The following is a 16,986-nucleotide window of genomic DNA, read 5'->3' on the forward strand; positions in this document are numbered from 1 at the left end:
GCATATAAGCGGTTCGATATTCGTGATATCGAGGATGAGGATGCAAAGCGCGATTAACTGCTAACGGTTAACCAGTAGCAAATAACGACTCGGCCTTGCTTAAGCTCTACTGGAGTGCCTTCGAACAGAGACCACATGCTGTCGAAAACTGACTCAATAGAGACACAGATAATGCTAAACAGCAGTCGCTGAATTAGCATAAAAAATGGCGACCTATTAAGTCTCCATCGGATTGTATCACAAAAATACCTCTATTTGACGCAAAAAACTGACACAAAAGACCAAAACCCACTTATTCAGCTTTAGTTTTTACCGTTGCCGCGCCCGGCGTTTGCGAGATCCCCGCCGTTAAATTGAAGCGCATCGCCTCTTCAAAAGACCAATCCACTAAAATCAAATCTTCACGTTTAACTAGGCTAGTGACCCCCGCCATTTGGTAACTGAGTTGAAATAACACAGGCACCCAATCCCCTTCGGGTAAGGCATCGAGCAATGGCTGCGGCGGCGTATCCGTCATAATAAAGCCCACCACAAACCCGCCATTAGCCTGTTTAACCAACACGGTTTGCTGAGTATTGGGTTTTCCCTCACGGTTCATTAAGGAAGCGATATCACGGATACTACCATAGACAGATTTAAACAGCGGAAAACGCATCAGCTGACGTTCAATCCAGCCATAGAGCCACACAATAGGACTCACCGAAAACAACAGGCCCACCGCAAACACTATGGCCACGACTAAGATAAAGCCCGCGCCGACAAAATGTTGGTTAATCCCTACCAACTCTAAAATAAAAATCCCTAAACCATCTAACGATACAAACAATGACCAAAACAACCACAGGCTTAAAGCCATCGGCAGCAGGTTCATCAAACCACGGGCTAAGGTTTTCTTCATTACAATCTCATCAAATCCAATGGGATAAAAAAAGGCATAAATTATTTACGCTAAAAAGCGCGTTAAATGCTACCACAGAGACACTTTTGCACCAGCACTTGATGTAAGGTAAGGCGCAGAACATTAGGGCGTGTTGACGTTTCGAGATTAGATTTTGTTCGTTCTGGCAAGTACGTGCTCGCGAAACGAGGAATGATGTGTAGTTATTCTACTCAAATGACGAGTGACAAAGAGCAAGGGCTTGCCAGACGAACCCTTCGGGCAGCATTTGGCTGACGTTTCTGCTGCGTTATCGTCCGTTTATGTAGAATAACTACACCGCACGGACTTTGCCTTGCATAAACGCCAGCCAAATTGCTACAAAAATAACCATGAAACATCAACACGCCCTAATAACAAACCGCTACGGCATCGAGGGAAAGAATATGCGCGTGACCCGTCTAGACCATTTAGTGTTAACCGTGAAAGATATCGAGGCCAGCGTCGACTTTTATCAACGCGTATTAGGGATGAAAAAGTCCGCATTTGGTCAGGGCCGAATCGCCTTAAGCTTTGGCGATCAAAAAATCAATCTTCACCAAGCGGGCGCCGAATTTGAACCTAAGGCAAACCTTGCCACGCCCGGCAGTGCCGATCTCTGCTTTGTGGTCAGCCACAATATCGAAGAAGTGATTAACCACTTAAATAGCCTTGAAGTTGCGATTATTGAAGGCCCAGTACTGCGCACCGGCGCCACTGGCCGCATCAACTCAGTCTATATCCGCGATCCCGATTTGAATCTATTGGAATTATCCGAATATCTGCCGGCCTGCGCGCTATAAACCCAACGCGCTCAAATGTCGGTGTTCCTTGGCTGGCGGAATAACGCGAGCCCTAGTTAAAGTGCAATTTCACAAACTCGATAAACAACCGTACCCGCATGGGGAGGTGGTCGCGGTCCCGATATAACATGGACAAGGTACGGGCTTTGCTACTCCAGTCAGGGAGGACATGATTCACCTCCCCCTGCGCTATCATAGGTAGCGCAAAATAATCCGGCACGTATCCGATACCTATCCCAGTTTTAATGGCGTGGGTCAGTAGCATCAGTTCATCCACCTCCAGCCTGACGCCCTTGTTCGGGTGATAATCAAACTCTTCGCCAGTCGTTTTATGCACCAATTGCCAAGGTATCATAGGGCGACAAATAATGGTTGGATGACCGCATAACTTGTCTGGCGTAGTAATACTCGAAATGTCGTAGTCAGGGTGAGAGCACAAAATAAAGTGAATATGCTTTAACGGTCTGGCAATCCAATTTTCAACCACTGGATTGCCCACTCTAAACGCCACATCCATGCCTTCCGCTTCAATATCGATAAGCGAGTTTGAAAAGCTCAAATCCAACTGAATATCGGGATATTGCAGCAGAAAATCATAAAAAATCGACCGCAGAAAATGAGTGCCAGAGTTGATGGGTGCGGAAATGCGGATTTTCCCCTGTGGCTGGTACTTATCCCGATGCAAATCTTCGTCAATATTATTGAGTTCATCAAACAGGGCTACAGAACGCTCAAAATACTGCTCACCAATACTGGTTAAGATGACGCGATGAGCATCTCGATTAAGCAATCTCAGTTGCAAATCGGTCTCTAGCTGGCGGATACGGCGACTCAAGGTGGAGAGCGGCATACCTAAGGATTGGGCGGCCTCCTTAAAGCTGCCAGACCGCGCAACGGCACAAAAACAGCGCAGATCGTCCAACGAATAGTTAGGTTTCATTATTGGCATTTACCGTCTTACTTTTGCTTGTTTATCCAATTATTGAAATCAATACACTAAGACTCAGAATTTGACAAGTCATCTGGAGTGGCAATGAAATCTGATCCAACGATGAAAGCAGTGTTCCTGCTGATTATCTGTACCTTCTTTTGGGGGAGTTGCTTTCCCATTGGTAAACAAGTGTTAAGCGAAGTGCATGCCTTGACCTTAGTGTTCTGGCGCTTTGTGATTGCCGCGGCCTGTCTGGCTATCTACCTCAAGCTCGTCCGGATGCCGAAATTGCACTTAAGCATCAATCAATGGCTGTGGATTATTCTGGTCAGCGCGGTAGGAATTGGCGGCCTTAACCTTGGCCTGTTTACGGGATTGGCGTCAACTAATGCGACAAACGGCTCATTAATCATGGCCCTTAGCCCGCTCATCACGTCACTGATTGCCTGTGTTGCCCTGCGTACTCTGCCATCGTTTGCCCAGTGTTTTAGTCTGCTGGTGAGTCTCACCGGCGTGCTGATGGTGATCACCAATGGGCACCTTGAAACCCTCTTCTCGATGCAGATAAACCACGGAGATAAATTAATATTTGGTGGCATGCTGGCCTGGAGTTTTTACACCTATTTCAGTCAAGGTATCAGCCGCTGGATGCCAGTCATCCCTTATACCTTTATCGGCATGTTGAGTGGCGCTGCCGTGATTGGCGCTTTATGTTTGGCTTCGCCAGAGGTGCATCCCTTCGCAGAGTTAGTAAATAGTTCGGCGTTAGGCATGGCTGAAGTCGTCTATATCGGCGTATTTGGTACGGTTGCAGGCTATCTGTTGTGGCTAAATGGCGTGCGCCAGTTAGGCTCAGCCAACACAGCACTGTTTTTTAACTTTGTCCCCATCTTCTCCGTATTAACTTCGTTTATGCTCGGCCAAGCTGTTACCGAATTGCAACTGTTAGGGATTATCGTTGTTATCGCAGGCTTACTGCTGCCACGAATTGTACGGTTTAAACGCGAACCCAAAGTGTGCCCTGAATCCTAGCCAAACTGCAGATAACGTAATCAAGGCGGGAAGTTCTCGCCTTTATTATTAGCTAGCTACTCTGCAATCCAAGGGTATTGCATTTACCTTAACGGATTACCTCGAATTGGTGGATGATACGAGCCAAATCATTCGCAGCGATAAACACGGATGCTTTAGCCAATTAACTGACCTGATAAAATATTCCCCCATGATAATTGACTCAAACAGACCGATTACTGCAAACATATCAAAATCGACGACAGCACTTTGCCGCCAAAAGTCAGCAGTTTCACTGCAACTGACAGCTATTTACATCACGTCGAAAACAATCATTACCTAGCACTTTCCAAATAGTATGGGACATTATAGCTCGTCTGAAATACCCTATTTTTAAGAATTTTGTGCAATTTATTGTCCCAATCCTGTCCCGGCGACTGTTGATGGTCTTATTTAAGCCATTTAAACTCGGGCAAGTTGTAGGGAAACGAAAAGTGCAGTATGTTGTTGATTTAAAATGGTGGTCGGATTTATTTTCTGAATTTAGCTTTAGGGTATATATGAAAAATTTCGAAGAAATGAGTAATTACCTCACTATTCCTTCTTCACCATGCGAGGCAGGTAAAGGTTTAAACTGGGGCTTAGTTACCAATTTTTATGGTAAGTCATTACCAACTGATTACATGATGTTTATAGAGCATTATGGTTCAGGTGAAATCGGCGGGTGGTTAACTGTGCTTAACCCATTTTCAAACAATACTTATATCAATCTACTCCACCAATTCGCACCTATTCTTTCGTCTGTTTCAACCCTAAAAGAAGAATTTCCAGAAACCTATCCATTTCCTCTTTTATTTGAGCCTGGAGGTTTACTTCCATGGGGGATTTCCATTGATGGAGATATTTATTGTTGGTCTACCGCTGGTGTAAGTGGAAAATGGAAAATTGTCGTTTTAGGTAGGCATTCAGAACCTGAGGAATTTGAAGTTTCATTTACAAGCTTTATAAATGGTCTACTTAATGGTTCAATTTCTTGTAAAGCCATTCCACAAGAATGGGCTGGTGGCGATATTCGCTTTGTGCCGTATACCCCCTAAAAGCCACGAAAACTACTCCACTTGACTCCATTCCATGAGCAGAGCACTAGACTGTACTTAAAATAAACACTCCAAACTTTAATAACGCGGTAGTTAACCTCCTACTATGCTCGGTGAAGCATTGAACAAGGGGTTTATATGCCGCGCCCTAGCCGCCCCCTGATAAGTCTTGAACAGCTCGCTTTATATCCGATGGTTAGTCTTGCGATGAAGCTCAAGAAATGACTAGCATTGCGCTGGCGAATCTTCTGTAGAATGACTCAAATAATCATCGGCGTGATAATGAAGAAATGCTTGCTGTTTCATCCTCTGTATAAAACTATGCAAAGGCACAACAGGTCAGCACTCTATTATCGTTAACTCGCTAATGTCTCCATCCTCGCATGCATTTTTTGTGCTGCCATATTTTGTGCCGCGAGATAATCCAATTTTAGCTGTTTGATAATGCTAGTGATGAGTACCAGCTCCTGCTGTAACAATGGGATCTTTGACATATCATGTGTGGGCAAGTTGATGTCCACGTTATCAAATAAATTACCAAAATAGCTCGCCATAATAAGCACTGTATTGTTTTTAAACTCTATGCTTATCCCTGAGCCACGCGCGGTTTTCCGGAATAATTGCTCCAGCTCAACCAATCGTTCCATCACGGCGGGTGACAATAAATATCGCGCATAATGTTGGTCGTGTGAATACACTTCAAACATGGCCTCAAAGGTGACACTTTCGAGTTTAACTCTGGGTTGCTTGATGCCTGAAATGGCATTCCCTAAGGAGCCATAGTCTTGGCTAACAATGGTGTGGGATTCAAAACGAAAGGGCATAGTGATAATCACCACCCCACCCTTAAATTGGATTTTATCTGACTTGCTTCCTCGGGATTTTAAGGTTAACTCGCAAAATTCGAAGCTAACATCTTCTACCTTGCCGCGAATATGGTCTTCAGCTTCTTTCTTGCTAAAACTGGGCATGAGTTCAAAATCAGCCACGGCGTCGAGATTGACACAGGAATCGGCGCTATAATGGTAATCCCCTAATTTATCGAGTAAAACAGGTAAAATCTTACTCTTATAATGGCGCTTATATTGTATTTCAGGCCACTTAACCCACATCAAAATACCTGCGAGAACAATCAAGCTCAGAATGCTTGGGTCACTATTAGAGGCTAACGACATCAAATCAACAGCCAGTGCAGGCAAGCACAGGAGCCAGCCAACACGCTTGGCCCATTTCTTCCGAGAGATTTTCGTTTCAAGTTTTTCAACTCGATAAGCTTCTAGCGGCGCGAGTAGTTGCAACAGTGCCGCTTTCGCCTCTTCTGATATCGGCGGTAATTCGGGTCGAGGGAAATCTGCGGGTAAATTCGCTTCTACTATATGATTGCGAATACTTTTCAGGGCTTCGAATCCCTGCTTTAAAGAATACAAAAATTGGCTCATCTACTTATCCTTGTAATCGCCGATACAGCACCCATTCCATTGGGCAGTTCCTACTCTCGAGTGTCGGTTAACTCCGAGAGTAACCTATCGCAAGTGTCAGATTAAACAAAGGGTTATTTATTGTAAATAACAATTTCAAACAACGATTTATGCAAAAAGATAGACTTGCTAATTGGCAGCCCCTCTTATACGTCAGAGGCGTAAACCAAACTTATTGTCAGACTCACAGTTCACTTTATCCTTCCAAAGAGGCACAAACAAAAACGCTCTGCGGTTAGGCAGAGCGTTTGTGGGTGAAGCCGTGTGATAAAAGGCGTTTAGTCCTTTAAATCCTTTTCCATATCTTCGTAGGAAGTATGGCGAACATCTTTGCCTTTCACGTAGTAAATAATGTATTCGCAGATATTTTTACAACGATCGCCGACACGCTCAACCGCACGGGCTGCCCAGAGTACGTCTAATACATCGGGGATTGAACGTGGGTCTTCCATCATGTAGGTCATTAATTGACGGATAATGCCTTCGTATTCACGGTCGAGCTTGGCATCTTCTTTGTGAAGCTCCAGCGCCGAATCGGCATCCATACGGGCTAAGGCATCGAGCGTTGCGTGCAGCATACGAATCGCATGGCGGCCCATATTCTCAATGCTGACTAATAATGGCTGCTGATTATTCAAGCGCTTATCTAATGCGGCCTTGGCGATACGCACACAAGCGTCACCGATACGCTCAAGATCGGCAATCGATTTTGAAATCGCGATGATCAGACGTAAATCGCTCGCTGCCGGTTGGCGTTTGGCGATAATGCGGGTGCATTCTTCGTCAATCGAGACTTCCATGCCATTCACTTTGTGATCGCCGGTGATCACCTTTTGCGCTAATTCGGCATCTAAGGTGCTTAAGGCGTCGATAGCTTGCTCTAACTGACGCTCAACCAAGCCACCCATGGCGAGTACGCGGTTACGGATATCATCTAACTCGGCGTTAAATTGCCCAGAGATATGTTTGTTTAAATTCATATTTTCCATTTGGCCAACCTTTTACTCAACTGTATCAACGCCTAGATGGAGTTTGCAATGCTTAACTCTGTTCTAGGCGGTGGCTTATTTCGTTAATCGCTTATCACTCACATCACCACTGCCAAAGGCAAGGTGATTAACCGTAACGGCCGGTAATGTAATCTTCGGTCTTACGTTTTTTCGGTGTGGTGAAAATGGTGTTGGTATCGGCGTATTCCACCAATTCGCCCATATACATAAAGGCCGTTTGGTCCGACACCCGCGCCGCCTGTTGCATGTTGTGGGTAACGATAACCACTGTGTACTTAGTTTTAAGCTCAGTGATCAGCTCTTCGATGGTTAAGGTTGAAATCGGGTCGAGGGCCGACGTCGGTTCGTCGAGCAGTAATACTTCAGGCTCGATGGCAATCGCACGGGCAATGACCAGACGTTGCTGCTGACCGCCAGATAAGCCAAAGGCGTTATCGTGCAGACGGTCTTTCACTTCATCCCAAATCGCCGCGCCGCGTAGCGAACGCTCGGCCGCTTCGTCGAGTTCACGGCGGTTGTTAATGCCCTGCAAACGCAGACCATAAACCACGTTTTCGTAAATCGACTTAGGGAATGGGTTAGGACGCTGGAACACCATACCTACGTTGCGGCGCAGAGCGGCAACGTCGATTTTTTTGTCATAAATATTTTGACCGTGCAGCAAAATCTCGCCGTCGATATGGCAGTTGTCCACCAGATCGTTCATGCGGTTAATGCAGCGCAATAAGGTGGATTTACCACAACCGCTGGGGCCGATAAACGCCGTAACTTGCTTCTTTGGGATCTTCATCGACACATTAAACAGCGCTTGCTTGTCACCATAGCGCAGGTCTAAGTTGCGGATCTCCAGTGCGGTATCGTTCTGGCTCAAGTTTGCTAAGTCAAAGTTGTTGGTTTTCATGGCTGTCGAATCTATAGAAATCATATTCAGTCCTAATACTTTCAGGATAATCGCTGATTAATGCTCAAGCGAACGATATTTTTCACGTAAGTGGTTACGCACACTAATCGCGGTTAAGTTCAGTGCCACAATCACTGTTACCAGCAAGAAGGAGGTGGCGTATACCAGAGGACGTGCCGCTTCAACGTTAGGACTCTGGAAGCCCACATCATAAATATGGAAACCTAAGTGCATGAATTTACGCTCTAAATGCACAAACGGGAAGTTTAAGTCCAGTGGCAATGTCGGTGCTAATTTCACCACCCCCACCAGCATTAACGGTGCCACCTCACCCGCAGCGCGGGCCACGGCTAAAATCAAACCCGTCATAATGGCAGGGCTTGCCATCGGGATCACAATCCGCCACAGGGTTTCGGCCTTGGTCGCGCCCAGTGCCAAACTGCCTTGACGCACAGCGCTAGGAATACGGCTTAAGCCTTCTTCGGTCGATACAATCACCACTGGCAGGGTCAGAATCGCTAAGGTTAACGCCGACCAAATCACCCCTGGCGAACCAAAGGTCGGTGACGGTAAGGCTTCGGCGTAAAACAGTTGGTCAATCGAGCCGCCCATCATGTATACGAAGAATCCTAAACCAAACACCCCGTACACAATCGATGGCACACCCGCCAAGTTGATTACCGCAATGCGGATCATCTTAGTGATAGGGCCTTTTTTGGCATATTCGTGCAGGTAAATCGCAGCAATCACCCCGAATGGCGTCACGATAATCGCCATCAACAGCACCATAAACACGGTACCGAAAATCGCAGGGAACACGCCGCCCTCGGTGTTGGCTTCGCGTGGGTCGTCGCTGACAAAGCGGCCCAGTCCCACAAACCATTTGCCGATTTTCCCCATCAAGCCTAAGTGGTTGACGTAGGTGACATCGAGAACCGAATCCAGCTTAAGCTCGACCTCAACACCACGCATATCACGCACGATAACAGAGTCGCGAGCAGCTTCATCACGCAGGGCAAACAGCTCTTTTTCAAGCAGTTTATAGTCTTGCTCGAGCGCCACTTTCGCCGCAGCTAACTCTTGCTTACGGCTATCGGTCAACTCACCATCTAACTCGTAACGGCGCTCTTTTAAACGCAGTTTTTCAATCTTGTAGTTAATCGCACCAATATCTTGCTTTTGCAGTGATAACGCTTTGTCAGACAAAGTAACGGCACGGTCGATATGCTCCATTAAGGAGGATTCAAGCGCATCGTTTTTAAGCTCTAAGCGTTTACCGTTTTCAATCACGGCCACTGGGTAGCCATAAAAGTTACCGTTTTTAGCACGCTCGAGCATGGCCACATCGGCTGGCTCGCTACGGCTGATAATGTCTGTTGCTAAAATCCAACGGAAATCTAAGCCCACAAACTCACGGTTACCGGTTTTCACTAAGTAACGTGTCACAAACTCACCGGGTGGTTGTTTAAACACATGGCCCGCGGCGGTTAAGCGTTCGGTTGGCACTTCCTCCCTATCGTAAATCTCACCGATTAAGGTTGAACGCGCGCCTGTGTTATCTTCGAGTTCCCATTGATAAATCGTTGCAGGCCAAAAGTAGCTTAATCCGCGCCATGCAATGAGCAGTAACAGGCCTAATACTGCAATCAAACTGATGCTCACCGCGCCACCTGTCATCCAAATCCATGGCGAGCCTGATTTTACCCACTTACCCATTGCACAAACCTCTCAAGGTCATTGGCGAAATAGTATTTAGTATCATTATCTTATCTCCATTACAGCGAGCTATAGCGGTCACGCAGACGCTGTCTTACCACTTCGGCAATCGTGTTAAAGAAGAAGGTAAATACGAACAGAACGAAGGCCGCGAGGAACAGCACACGGTAGTGCGAGCTGCCAATCGCCGACTCTGGCATTTCCACCGCAATGTTAGCCGCCAGCGTACGCATACCCTCAAACACGCTCCATTCCATGATGGCGGTGTTACCCGTTGCCATCAGTACGATCATGGTTTCACCCACAGCGCGGCCTAGACCCATCATCACCGCAGAGAAAATCCCTGGGCTTGCGGTCAACAGCACGACACGTGTCAGGGTTTGCCAAGGCGTCGCGCCCAGCGCCAAACTGCCGTTGGATAAATGGCGTGGCACAGAGAAAATCGCGTCTTCGGCAATCGAGAAAATCGTTGGAATAACCGCAAAGCCCATGGCGATACCCACTACCAGCGCGTTACGTTGGTCGAAGGTGATGCCTAATTCGTTAGTGATAAATTGACGAGTGTTGCCATCGAACAGCGCCACTTCGATCATCGGGCTAATAGCAAAGGAGAACCAACCCACAAAGCAGATAACCGGAATTAGCATCAGCTCCTGATACACTTCAGGCAGACGTTGTTTCCAAGTGCCAGGTAATTTGCTCCAAGAATAGGCCGATACCAGAATCGCCGTCGGCAGCAGTACCAGCAGCACTAAGATGCCCGGCAAGTGCTCTTCAATCAGCGGAGCTAACCAAAGTCCGGCGAGGAAACCTAAGATAACCGTCGGTAAGGCTTCCATGATTTCAATCGTTGGCTTAACAATGCCGCGCACCTTTGGCGACATAAAGTAAGCAGTATAGATGGCGCCCGCAATCGCTAATGGCACGGCAAACAGCATGGCGTAGAACGCCGCCTTCATGGTGCCGTAGGCCAATGGCATTAAGCTGAGTTTGGCTTCAAAGTCATCGCTACCCGAGGTGGATTGCCACACAAACTTAGGCTCTGGGTAACCTTCGTACCACACCTTATTCCACAGCGCGCTCCAAGACACTTCTGGGTGCGAGTTTTCCACGTGGAAGATATTCAGTTGGTTGTTCGCTTCGACCACTAGGCCGTTAGAACGTGGGCTAAAGCCCATCACGCCTGGGTTTTTAAGGTCAAACTTTTCATCAAACAGTTCGCGCTCACTGGTGGTATACAGGAGTGATAACTCACCCTCAGGGCTTACCACGGCAAAGCTTTTACGGTAGAACTCAGAGGCAATCGAGGCCACTGGCGCCAAGTCGGTAAACTCACGGATCTCTTTGTATAAACGGCCTTTTGGACCATTCACTTGAAAATACTGGGTCACCACACCTGAGTCATAGCTCACCAGAATCGAGCTGGCACCTGCGAGTAAGGCAATGTTGTTAACCTTAGACTTTTCCTTTTCCGCATCAATTACCTGCATTAAGTCCAAGCTTTCAACATCACGGATATTGTAGATAAACACCTTGTTGCCCATTTGCAGCATCAATTGACGTTGATCCGGTGTCATCAATTGGTGTGCGACTTTTTTAGGTGCATCGGGCAGTAGTGCACCCGTGGTGGTCCATTCCACCTCTTCGGTCATCATGTTTTCTTGACCTTCGAGACGGCTTAAACGCCAAGCGCCATTGTCATCTTGGTAGGCGAAGCTGATTTTATCGTTGCTGTAACTAAAGGCTAAATGATGGATAGCGCTGCCCGACTCATCGATAGTGATCGGCGCTTCACCCGCGCTGTAACGCAGTTTTGGGGTAATAAGGCGCTTGTTGTTAGGGTAACTTAAGCCAAATTCGATTCCCACGATTAAGGCTTGACCGTTACTTAACCCCAGTGCGAAGCGTTGCTCACTCGGCGCGGCAATCGCGGCGCTGGTGACGCTCACACCCGCAGGTAATGGCGGTGTAAAACTGGAGAGTAAGCTGCCATCGGCAACAGTGTAGAAATCCACTTGGCCATCGGCGGCCACGCGATACATGACCTCATTTTGCTCGTCGGCACCGACCATCAGGGTCGCGACTTCAGCATGTTGATAACTCACGCTTTTTACCGGAGTCACATCCGCGCTGTCGAAAATGGGTTTAATCACGTACAGCAAATAGAAGAAGATCAACAATAAGGCGACAAACACCATAGTGCCGCCAATCGTGACCCCAATTTGAGCCGCTTTATCCTTAAATGCCCTGCGACTTGAACGTCCGCCTTTCAGCATACTTTGCGGCGCAGAACCAGGTTGAATGACCTGACTTTCCATTAAGAACCTCTATTATTAAAGCCTGTGAGTTTTTTCGCTAGGAATTGCGAAATGCTATGCTTACACTGTTTGAGCATAAACTGAGCAATAACAACACCCTTCATTCTAAGTGCGTTGAATTATATGACGCAAAGATGACAGTTGTGTTACACCCGATTTTAAAACAGGTGCCTTTTACAAAAAATAGGAGTCAGTCGCCATGCTACGATATTTAATCACGCTTCAAGCACCTGATAGAAAAGGATTAGTCGAGCAAATCGCCCACGCCGTGAGTCGCCATGGCGGCAACTGGTTAGACTCAGAGCTGCGCCATATCGACGGGATTTTTGCCGCCATATTGTTACTCGAGGTGCCTTCCCTGAAAATGGACGAGCTGATTGAAGCCTTGGAATGCATCGACGGCCTCACCCTCACCTATTCAAAAACCTCGGTCGCCCTCAAACCCATTAAGCGGCTAACCTACAGCCTAGTGTCCTACGACAGACCCGGATTAGTGCTGGATATTTCCAATCGCATCACCGCACTAGGTATCAATATCGAACAGTTTAGCAGCCAGTTTGAGACCGCAGGCCATACCGGCATTGCCCTGTTTCGCGCCACCATAGGTTTAGGCTTAACCGACCTCGCCCAAGAGGAACAACTGGTGCAATCCCTTTACGCACTCGGTGATGACTTAGTGCTGGATAAACTCAGCCGTTAACCCTCAACACCTTCAACAAAAAACGCCGCGGGCAAACCTGCGGCATTTTTTATGGTGAGCTAACTGACTTTCTGGTGCCGAGACTTAATCAAATATCGCAGCGGCACTTGAGAAATCAACATCCCCAGCAGCATCAAACCGCAACCCAACAAGGCGCGCAGACCTAAGCTCTCTCCAAGGAACATAATACCGCCGATGGCTGCAAACACGGTTTCTAAACTTAAAATAATCGCCGCGTGCGCAGGATGTGCATGCTTTTGCGCCAGCACCTGTAAAGTGTAGGCAATACCCACTGAAATGAGCCCCGCGTAGGCCAGTGAGCCCCAAGCTGCAATCACCTTATCGACAGTCGTCACCTCAATGGCCGCCGACACCAGCAGGCTTAATACGCCGCAAACCAAAAATTGCATCATCGCGAGTAACACTGGCGAAATTCGCTTGGCAAAATGGTCCACCGCCAGAATATGCATCGCCCAAAACAGTGCGCCAATCAATTGCAACGTATCGCCATAACCGAGGTGAAAGCCGTCTTTAATGCTTAAAAAATACAGCCCGACCACGGCGATACCGCAGCCCACCCAGGTATTTGCGCCAGTAGCATGTTTCAGTGCTAAGCCCAATATCGGCACTAACACGATATAAAGCCCAGTGATAAAACCCGCATTAGCCGCCGTGGTATAAAGCAGCCCCACCTGCTGTAACGATGCGCCAGCAAATAACAGTCCGCCCACCACCCCGCAGCCCATGGCGAAGTCTTTGGGCGTACCGACATGAATTTTGCCTTGCCGAGCCAAGTACCACACCAGAGGAACAAGTGACACAGTACCAATTAAGAAACGTAGCCCGTTGAATGCAAAGGGCGATAAATGCTCCATCCCTAAGGTTTGGGCGACAAAACCAAAGCCCCAAATGGCGGCGGCGAGCAGGAGTAAAAAATTGGCAGGCAAGATACAGTCTCAATCATTGAAAAGGATGACAAGATTACCCAGATGCTGGGCGCTTGTCCAAATATGTTGCGATACTGTTAGCGTTTAAACCGCGCGCTACTGGCGAGTCTTGCCTTGTAGACTTTTGGCCTGACTCAAGATTTCATTTAAAAACACTGAGTCTGATTGCTTTGCCAACTGCACCACTTTGTTGGAAGCATCAATCGCGAGGGCGGTTTGACCATCAAGATCGTAGGCGGTTGCTAAGCTATCCCATAGCACCTCAGACATGGGAAACACCTTTGTCCCCTCCTGTAAAATCTCCACACCCCACGCCGTTTTTTGCTCATAGCTGGCCTTGAGACCATAGACATTGTACTGCTGGGCAGAAAGCGGAAACTCATAGCCGAAGACCGCCGTTTGCTGGTGATAGAACTGCTTTAACGCCTTTAGCGGCATCACCGCGATTTCGGGCACCGCATTCCAATTCGCAAACAGCGTCTTTAATGCCTCAACATTGCCAATAAGCGCGGTGCTGTCATGGGTTTCTTCGGGGAAGCGTTTATCAAACCATTGCAACATTTGGGTTGAAGGAGGCTTCACTGACGGGCTATTACCCAAGGTATTTTGCAATTGGGTGATTTGGGCTGCAAAGGCGCTGGCCATCTCGTTGGGTTCACTGGCCATACTCAAAAACCAGCGCATTGGTTTTGTCCGTTTGGCAACGGCTAGCTTCGCGGACTCGCGGACAAGCCAATTATTGTCCCACCACAGGCTTGGGCTGATGGATATCGCCGCATTAAACCGAGTATCGGGCGTCAACGCCACATAACTGCTGAATAGCCCAGCCATAGAGTGTCCCGACAGTATATGGTAATCGGCAATACGATATTTCTGGCCCAAGCTGCTGAGTAGTTCTGTTTCTAAAAACTGCCTGTAATTCTCTGCTCCACCACTTCGGTCTTTAAACTGTTCTAATTGGGTCGGCGTAAACGACTTTAAACGATTATTCGAGCTGACACCCACGACAATCAGCTCAGGGATAATGGCATAACTACTTAAAAAACCGACATTCGCGGCAATATGCTCAAATTGTGTCGAGCCATCCAAGACAACTAAAACGGGATAACGAAAATCGCTGGAATGGCCATAGGTTTCGGGGAGTTTGATTTGCAAGTTAATGTCGTCATTCAATATTTCAGAATGGATCTGCATCTTGCCAGCCTGCGCCATCACCTGCATTGACAAGAAAAAAATCAGCCCTAATACAATCCGCATCGTTAACCTCCATGAACAATGGCTGCTAACTTACTGGTTTTTATCAATACAATCAATTTATTAACATAATTACGCCACCAGAAAGCCCTGATTAGCCACATATTGCAGTCAGGCTCTCAATCGAGAATTCCTATCTAAATTCGGCGGGATAATCTTGTATACTGCACACCACGCAATGACGAATGCATAAGTGCGCTGGGATGTCTTACCAACTCCAGTGACACCATAAAAAACTAGGAACACCTATGTTAGGAACGCTAAAAAAGCTGCGCGCACACTTAGATGAGGCGCAACAAGTACAATATCAACTGGTTGTTGGCGACGACTTGCTGCCACTGAATCCCTTAATTGGCAAGCCGCTGACCCTGACCCACACAGGTAACATCTTCTGCTGTAACTGCGGCAAAAAGACCAAAAAAAGCTATTCGCAAGGCCATTGCTTTGTGTGCATGCAAAAGCTCGCCAGCTGCGATATGTGCATTATGAAGCCCGAAACCTGTCACTTTGACCAAGGTACTTGCCGCGAGCCAGAGTGGGCGCAAAGCCATTGTTTTGTGCCGCATTATGTTTATCTATCCAATACTTCGGGCATCAAGGTCGGTATCACTCGCCACACCCAATTGCCTACTCGCTGGATAGATCAGGGCGCGACTCAAGGGTTACCGATTTTCAAAGTGTCGACACGACAAATCTCGGGTTTAGTGGAAGTGGAATTAGCCAAACTCATCAACGATAAAACCCACTGGCAAACCATGCTTAAGGGCCACGCCGATGATATCGATTTAAATGCTAAGGCTGCGGAACTGATCCCGCAAATTGAGGCTAAGTTGCACGAAATCGGCATGCAAAAAGGCGATTACAGTATCGAACGTTTAGATGAAACGATTCAGTCGATTCACTATCCCATCGACACCTTTCCGAAGAAAATCACTTCCCACAACTTCGATAAAAATGCGGTGGTAAGCGGGATTTTACAGGGGATTAAAGGTCAGTATCTGATCTTCGATACGGGCGTGATTAATATTCGCAAATTCACCGCCTATGAAGTCAGCGTAGCGTTAGCTGACTAATATAAGTTAAAACTCCAGTTAAATTAGTGTGTTGAGCGCCGCTATGGCAGTCAGCACACTTATTGCTAAACCGTTAGATGACAGTAGTGAAGCGTCTAAATCGCTTAGGTTGAACCTCGATATACTCATACCTAAAGCATTATGATCACCCTTATCTTGCAATCACTCAGTCGCACCCAGCATCCCACATGGATAAAATGGCGCTCACCTTTTCCAAGGTAAAAATCTTTATATGGAATATATTTTATGAAACAAGGACCTCAAAATTTTATCCGTCGCTGTGCATTCCAACAAGAATTACGTAGTAAGCAATCTGGGATAATGTTGCTCTGGATAATCCCGCTGATAATAGCAAGCGGTCCTTGGAAGGAACTGACCGCATCGCTATCGACAGAACCATGGGATATAGGATTTACAATTGTTGTCGTTTTAGCCGTTGTGGTGGCATTTTTCTTCGCCTTCATGATCATTTCTGAAACGATAAGATTGAGCAAAGCCGCTAAAGATGAACAGCTTAGATTAGCTGAAGCTGGACCTGATGGTTATTACATCGATATCTATCAAGAAGGCCTTATATGTAATCTCTACGATGCCGAGTTTCATCTTTTTGATATGAAACAACAGTTTGTCCCATTGGATGAGATTGCCAGTACAAAATACTTTAAATATAGAGGCACACGCCGCTTGACGATCAACTTTGTCCAGATTTCCGGCCAAGTGTCGTTCACGAATAGGGAAATAAATATGGATAATTTTGATTATCTGAAGGAATTTCTCGAAACTCATGTAGCTAATCAAGAGAATAAGGCAAGAAAATAAGCCAGCTTAAGC

At 47.0% G+C, this 16,986-nt stretch carries 15 protein-coding genes and 1 pseudogene; 7 read left to right on the top strand and 9 right to left on the bottom strand.

Going from position 1 to position 16,986, the window contains the following annotated elements:
- Nucleotides 1–292: 292 nt before the first annotated feature.
- Nucleotides 293–898 (bottom strand): DUF502 domain-containing protein, encoded by a 606-nt coding sequence (locus K0H59_RS13765; protein WP_011717603.1) that lies wholly within the window; start codon nucleotides 896–898, stop codon nucleotides 293–295.
- A gap of 425 nt (nucleotides 899–1,323) precedes the next feature.
- Between K0H59_RS13765 and K0H59_RS13770 the strand changes: the two genes are divergently transcribed.
- Nucleotides 1,324–1,719, top strand: coding sequence for a VOC family protein (locus tag K0H59_RS13770; RefSeq protein WP_220053434.1), 396 nt, complete (start codon nucleotides 1,324–1,326; stop codon nucleotides 1,717–1,719).
- A gap of 52 nt (nucleotides 1,720–1,771) precedes the next feature.
- Here the strand turns inward: K0H59_RS13770 and K0H59_RS13775 are convergent, their stop codons facing one another.
- Nucleotides 1,772–2,668, bottom strand: a complete 897-nt coding sequence (locus K0H59_RS13775) for a LysR family transcriptional regulator (RefSeq protein ID WP_258405845.1) — start codon at nucleotides 2,666–2,668, stop codon at nucleotides 1,772–1,774.
- Nucleotides 2,669–2,752: 84 nt separating this feature from the next.
- On the opposite strand from K0H59_RS13775, the gene K0H59_RS13780 reads away from it, so the two are divergent.
- The 3 genes and pseudogenes from K0H59_RS13780 (at nucleotide 2,753) to K0H59_RS13785 (ending at nucleotide 4,758) form a co-directional block, all read left to right on the top strand.
- Nucleotides 2,753–3,682, top strand: coding sequence for a DMT family transporter (locus K0H59_RS13780; protein WP_220053435.1), 930 nt, complete (start codon nucleotides 2,753–2,755; stop codon nucleotides 3,680–3,682).
- A gap of 64 nt (nucleotides 3,683–3,746) precedes the next feature.
- A pseudogene (locus K0H59_RS21380) lies at nucleotides 3,747–3,834 on the top strand (transposase); the annotation flags it as partial.
- Nucleotides 3,835–4,065: 231 nt separating this feature from the next.
- The gene (locus K0H59_RS13785; protein WP_220053436.1) at nucleotides 4,066–4,758 is read left to right on the top strand and encodes an SMI1/KNR4 family protein; all 693 of its coding nucleotides are present in this window, start codon (nucleotides 4,066–4,068) and stop codon (nucleotides 4,756–4,758) included.
- Nucleotides 4,759–5,114: 356 nt separating this feature from the next.
- Here the strand turns inward: K0H59_RS13785 and K0H59_RS13790 are convergent, their stop codons facing one another.
- The 5 genes from K0H59_RS13790 to K0H59_RS13810 all read right to left on the bottom strand — a co-directional run bounded on the left by K0H59_RS13790 (nucleotide 5,115) and on the right by K0H59_RS13810 (nucleotide 12,181).
- Complete coding sequence (locus K0H59_RS13790) at nucleotides 5,115–6,197, bottom strand: DUF3137 domain-containing protein (RefSeq protein WP_220053437.1); 1,083 nt, start codon at nucleotides 6,195–6,197, stop codon at nucleotides 5,115–5,117.
- Nucleotides 6,198–6,514: 317 nt separating this feature from the next.
- On the bottom strand, nucleotides 6,515–7,225 hold the full coding sequence (phoU, locus tag K0H59_RS13795) for a phosphate signaling complex protein PhoU (protein ID WP_011623309.1): 711 nt from the start codon (nucleotides 7,223–7,225) through the stop codon (nucleotides 6,515–6,517).
- Between the two features lie 127 nt (nucleotides 7,226–7,352).
- The gene (gene pstB / locus K0H59_RS13800; RefSeq protein WP_011623310.1) at nucleotides 7,353–8,171 is read right to left on the bottom strand and encodes a phosphate ABC transporter ATP-binding protein PstB; all 819 of its coding nucleotides are present in this window, start codon (nucleotides 8,169–8,171) and stop codon (nucleotides 7,353–7,355) included.
- Between the two features lie 33 nt (nucleotides 8,172–8,204).
- Nucleotides 8,205–9,863, bottom strand: coding sequence for a phosphate ABC transporter permease PstA (gene pstA / locus K0H59_RS13805; protein WP_220053438.1), 1,659 nt, complete (start codon nucleotides 9,861–9,863; stop codon nucleotides 8,205–8,207).
- A gap of 59 nt (nucleotides 9,864–9,922) precedes the next feature.
- The gene (locus K0H59_RS13810; RefSeq protein WP_220053439.1) at nucleotides 9,923–12,181 is read right to left on the bottom strand and encodes an ABC transporter permease subunit; all 2,259 of its coding nucleotides are present in this window, start codon (nucleotides 12,179–12,181) and stop codon (nucleotides 9,923–9,925) included.
- 199 nt (nucleotides 12,182–12,380) lie between these two features.
- On the opposite strand from K0H59_RS13810, the gene K0H59_RS13815 reads away from it, so the two are divergent.
- On the top strand, nucleotides 12,381–12,881 hold the full coding sequence (locus K0H59_RS13815; RefSeq protein WP_220053440.1) for a glycine cleavage system protein R: 501 nt from the start codon (nucleotides 12,381–12,383) through the stop codon (nucleotides 12,879–12,881).
- 59 nt (nucleotides 12,882–12,940) lie between these two features.
- On the opposite strand, the gene K0H59_RS13820 is transcribed toward K0H59_RS13815, so the two are convergent.
- Complete coding sequence (locus K0H59_RS13820; protein ID WP_220053441.1) at nucleotides 12,941–13,828, bottom strand: DMT family transporter; 888 nt, start codon at nucleotides 13,826–13,828, stop codon at nucleotides 12,941–12,943.
- 96 nt (nucleotides 13,829–13,924) lie between these two features.
- Entirely contained in the window at nucleotides 13,925–15,085 is a 1,161-nt protein-coding gene (locus tag K0H59_RS13825) for an alpha/beta hydrolase (RefSeq protein WP_220053442.1), read from the bottom strand.
- Nucleotides 15,086–15,330: 245 nt separating this feature from the next.
- Here K0H59_RS13825 and K0H59_RS13830 point away from each other — a divergent pair, with 245 nt between their 5' ends.
- The gene (locus K0H59_RS13830; RefSeq protein WP_220053443.1) at nucleotides 15,331–16,155 is read left to right on the top strand and encodes a DUF2797 domain-containing protein; all 825 of its coding nucleotides are present in this window, start codon (nucleotides 15,331–15,333) and stop codon (nucleotides 16,153–16,155) included.
- 246 nt (nucleotides 16,156–16,401) lie between these two features.
- The gene (locus K0H59_RS13835; RefSeq protein WP_220053444.1) at nucleotides 16,402–16,974 is read left to right on the top strand and encodes a hypothetical protein; all 573 of its coding nucleotides are present in this window, start codon (nucleotides 16,402–16,404) and stop codon (nucleotides 16,972–16,974) included.
- The last annotated feature ends 12 nt before the right edge of the window (nucleotides 16,975–16,986 follow it).

It is taken from the genome of Shewanella sp. FJAT-51649 (assembly GCF_019457435.1).
GTDB classification, from domain to species: Bacteria; Pseudomonadota; Gammaproteobacteria; order Enterobacterales; family Shewanellaceae; genus Shewanella; species Shewanella mangrovisoli.

Coding starts and splice junctions, on each gene's coding strand:
- K0H59_RS13825 (WP_220053442.1), bottom strand. CDS start 15,085: ATGCGGATTGTATTAGGGCTGATTTTTTTCTTGTCAATGCAGGTGATG.
- K0H59_RS13790 (WP_220053437.1), bottom strand. CDS start 6,197: ATGAGCCAATTTTTGTATTCTTTAAAGCAGGGATTCGAAGCCCTGAAA.
- pstA (WP_220053438.1), bottom strand. CDS start 9,863: ATGGGTAAGTGGGTAAAATCAGGCTCGCCATGGATTTGGATGACAGGT.
- K0H59_RS13835 (WP_220053444.1), top strand. CDS start 16,402: ATGAAACAAGGACCTCAAAATTTTATCCGTCGCTGTGCATTCCAACAA.
- phoU (WP_011623309.1), bottom strand. CDS start 7,225: ATGGAAAATATGAATTTAAACAAACATATCTCTGGGCAATTTAACGCC.
- K0H59_RS13770 (WP_220053434.1), top strand. CDS start 1,324: ATGCGCGTGACCCGTCTAGACCATTTAGTGTTAACCGTGAAAGATATC.
- K0H59_RS13810 (WP_220053439.1), bottom strand. CDS start 12,181: ATGGAAAGTCAGGTCATTCAACCTGGTTCTGCGCCGCAAAGTATGCTG.
- K0H59_RS13765 (WP_011717603.1), bottom strand. CDS start 898: ATGAAGAAAACCTTAGCCCGTGGTTTGATGAACCTGCTGCCGATGGCT.
- K0H59_RS13780 (WP_220053435.1), top strand. CDS start 2,753: ATGAAATCTGATCCAACGATGAAAGCAGTGTTCCTGCTGATTATCTGT.
- K0H59_RS13830 (WP_220053443.1), top strand. CDS start 15,331: ATGTTAGGAACGCTAAAAAAGCTGCGCGCACACTTAGATGAGGCGCAA.
- K0H59_RS13815 (WP_220053440.1), top strand. CDS start 12,381: ATGCTACGATATTTAATCACGCTTCAAGCACCTGATAGAAAAGGATTA.
- K0H59_RS13775 (WP_258405845.1), bottom strand. CDS start 2,668: ATGCCAATAATGAAACCTAACTATTCGTTGGACGATCTGCGCTGTTTT.
- pstB (WP_011623310.1), bottom strand. CDS start 8,171: ATGATTTCTATAGATTCGACAGCCATGAAAACCAACAACTTTGACTTA.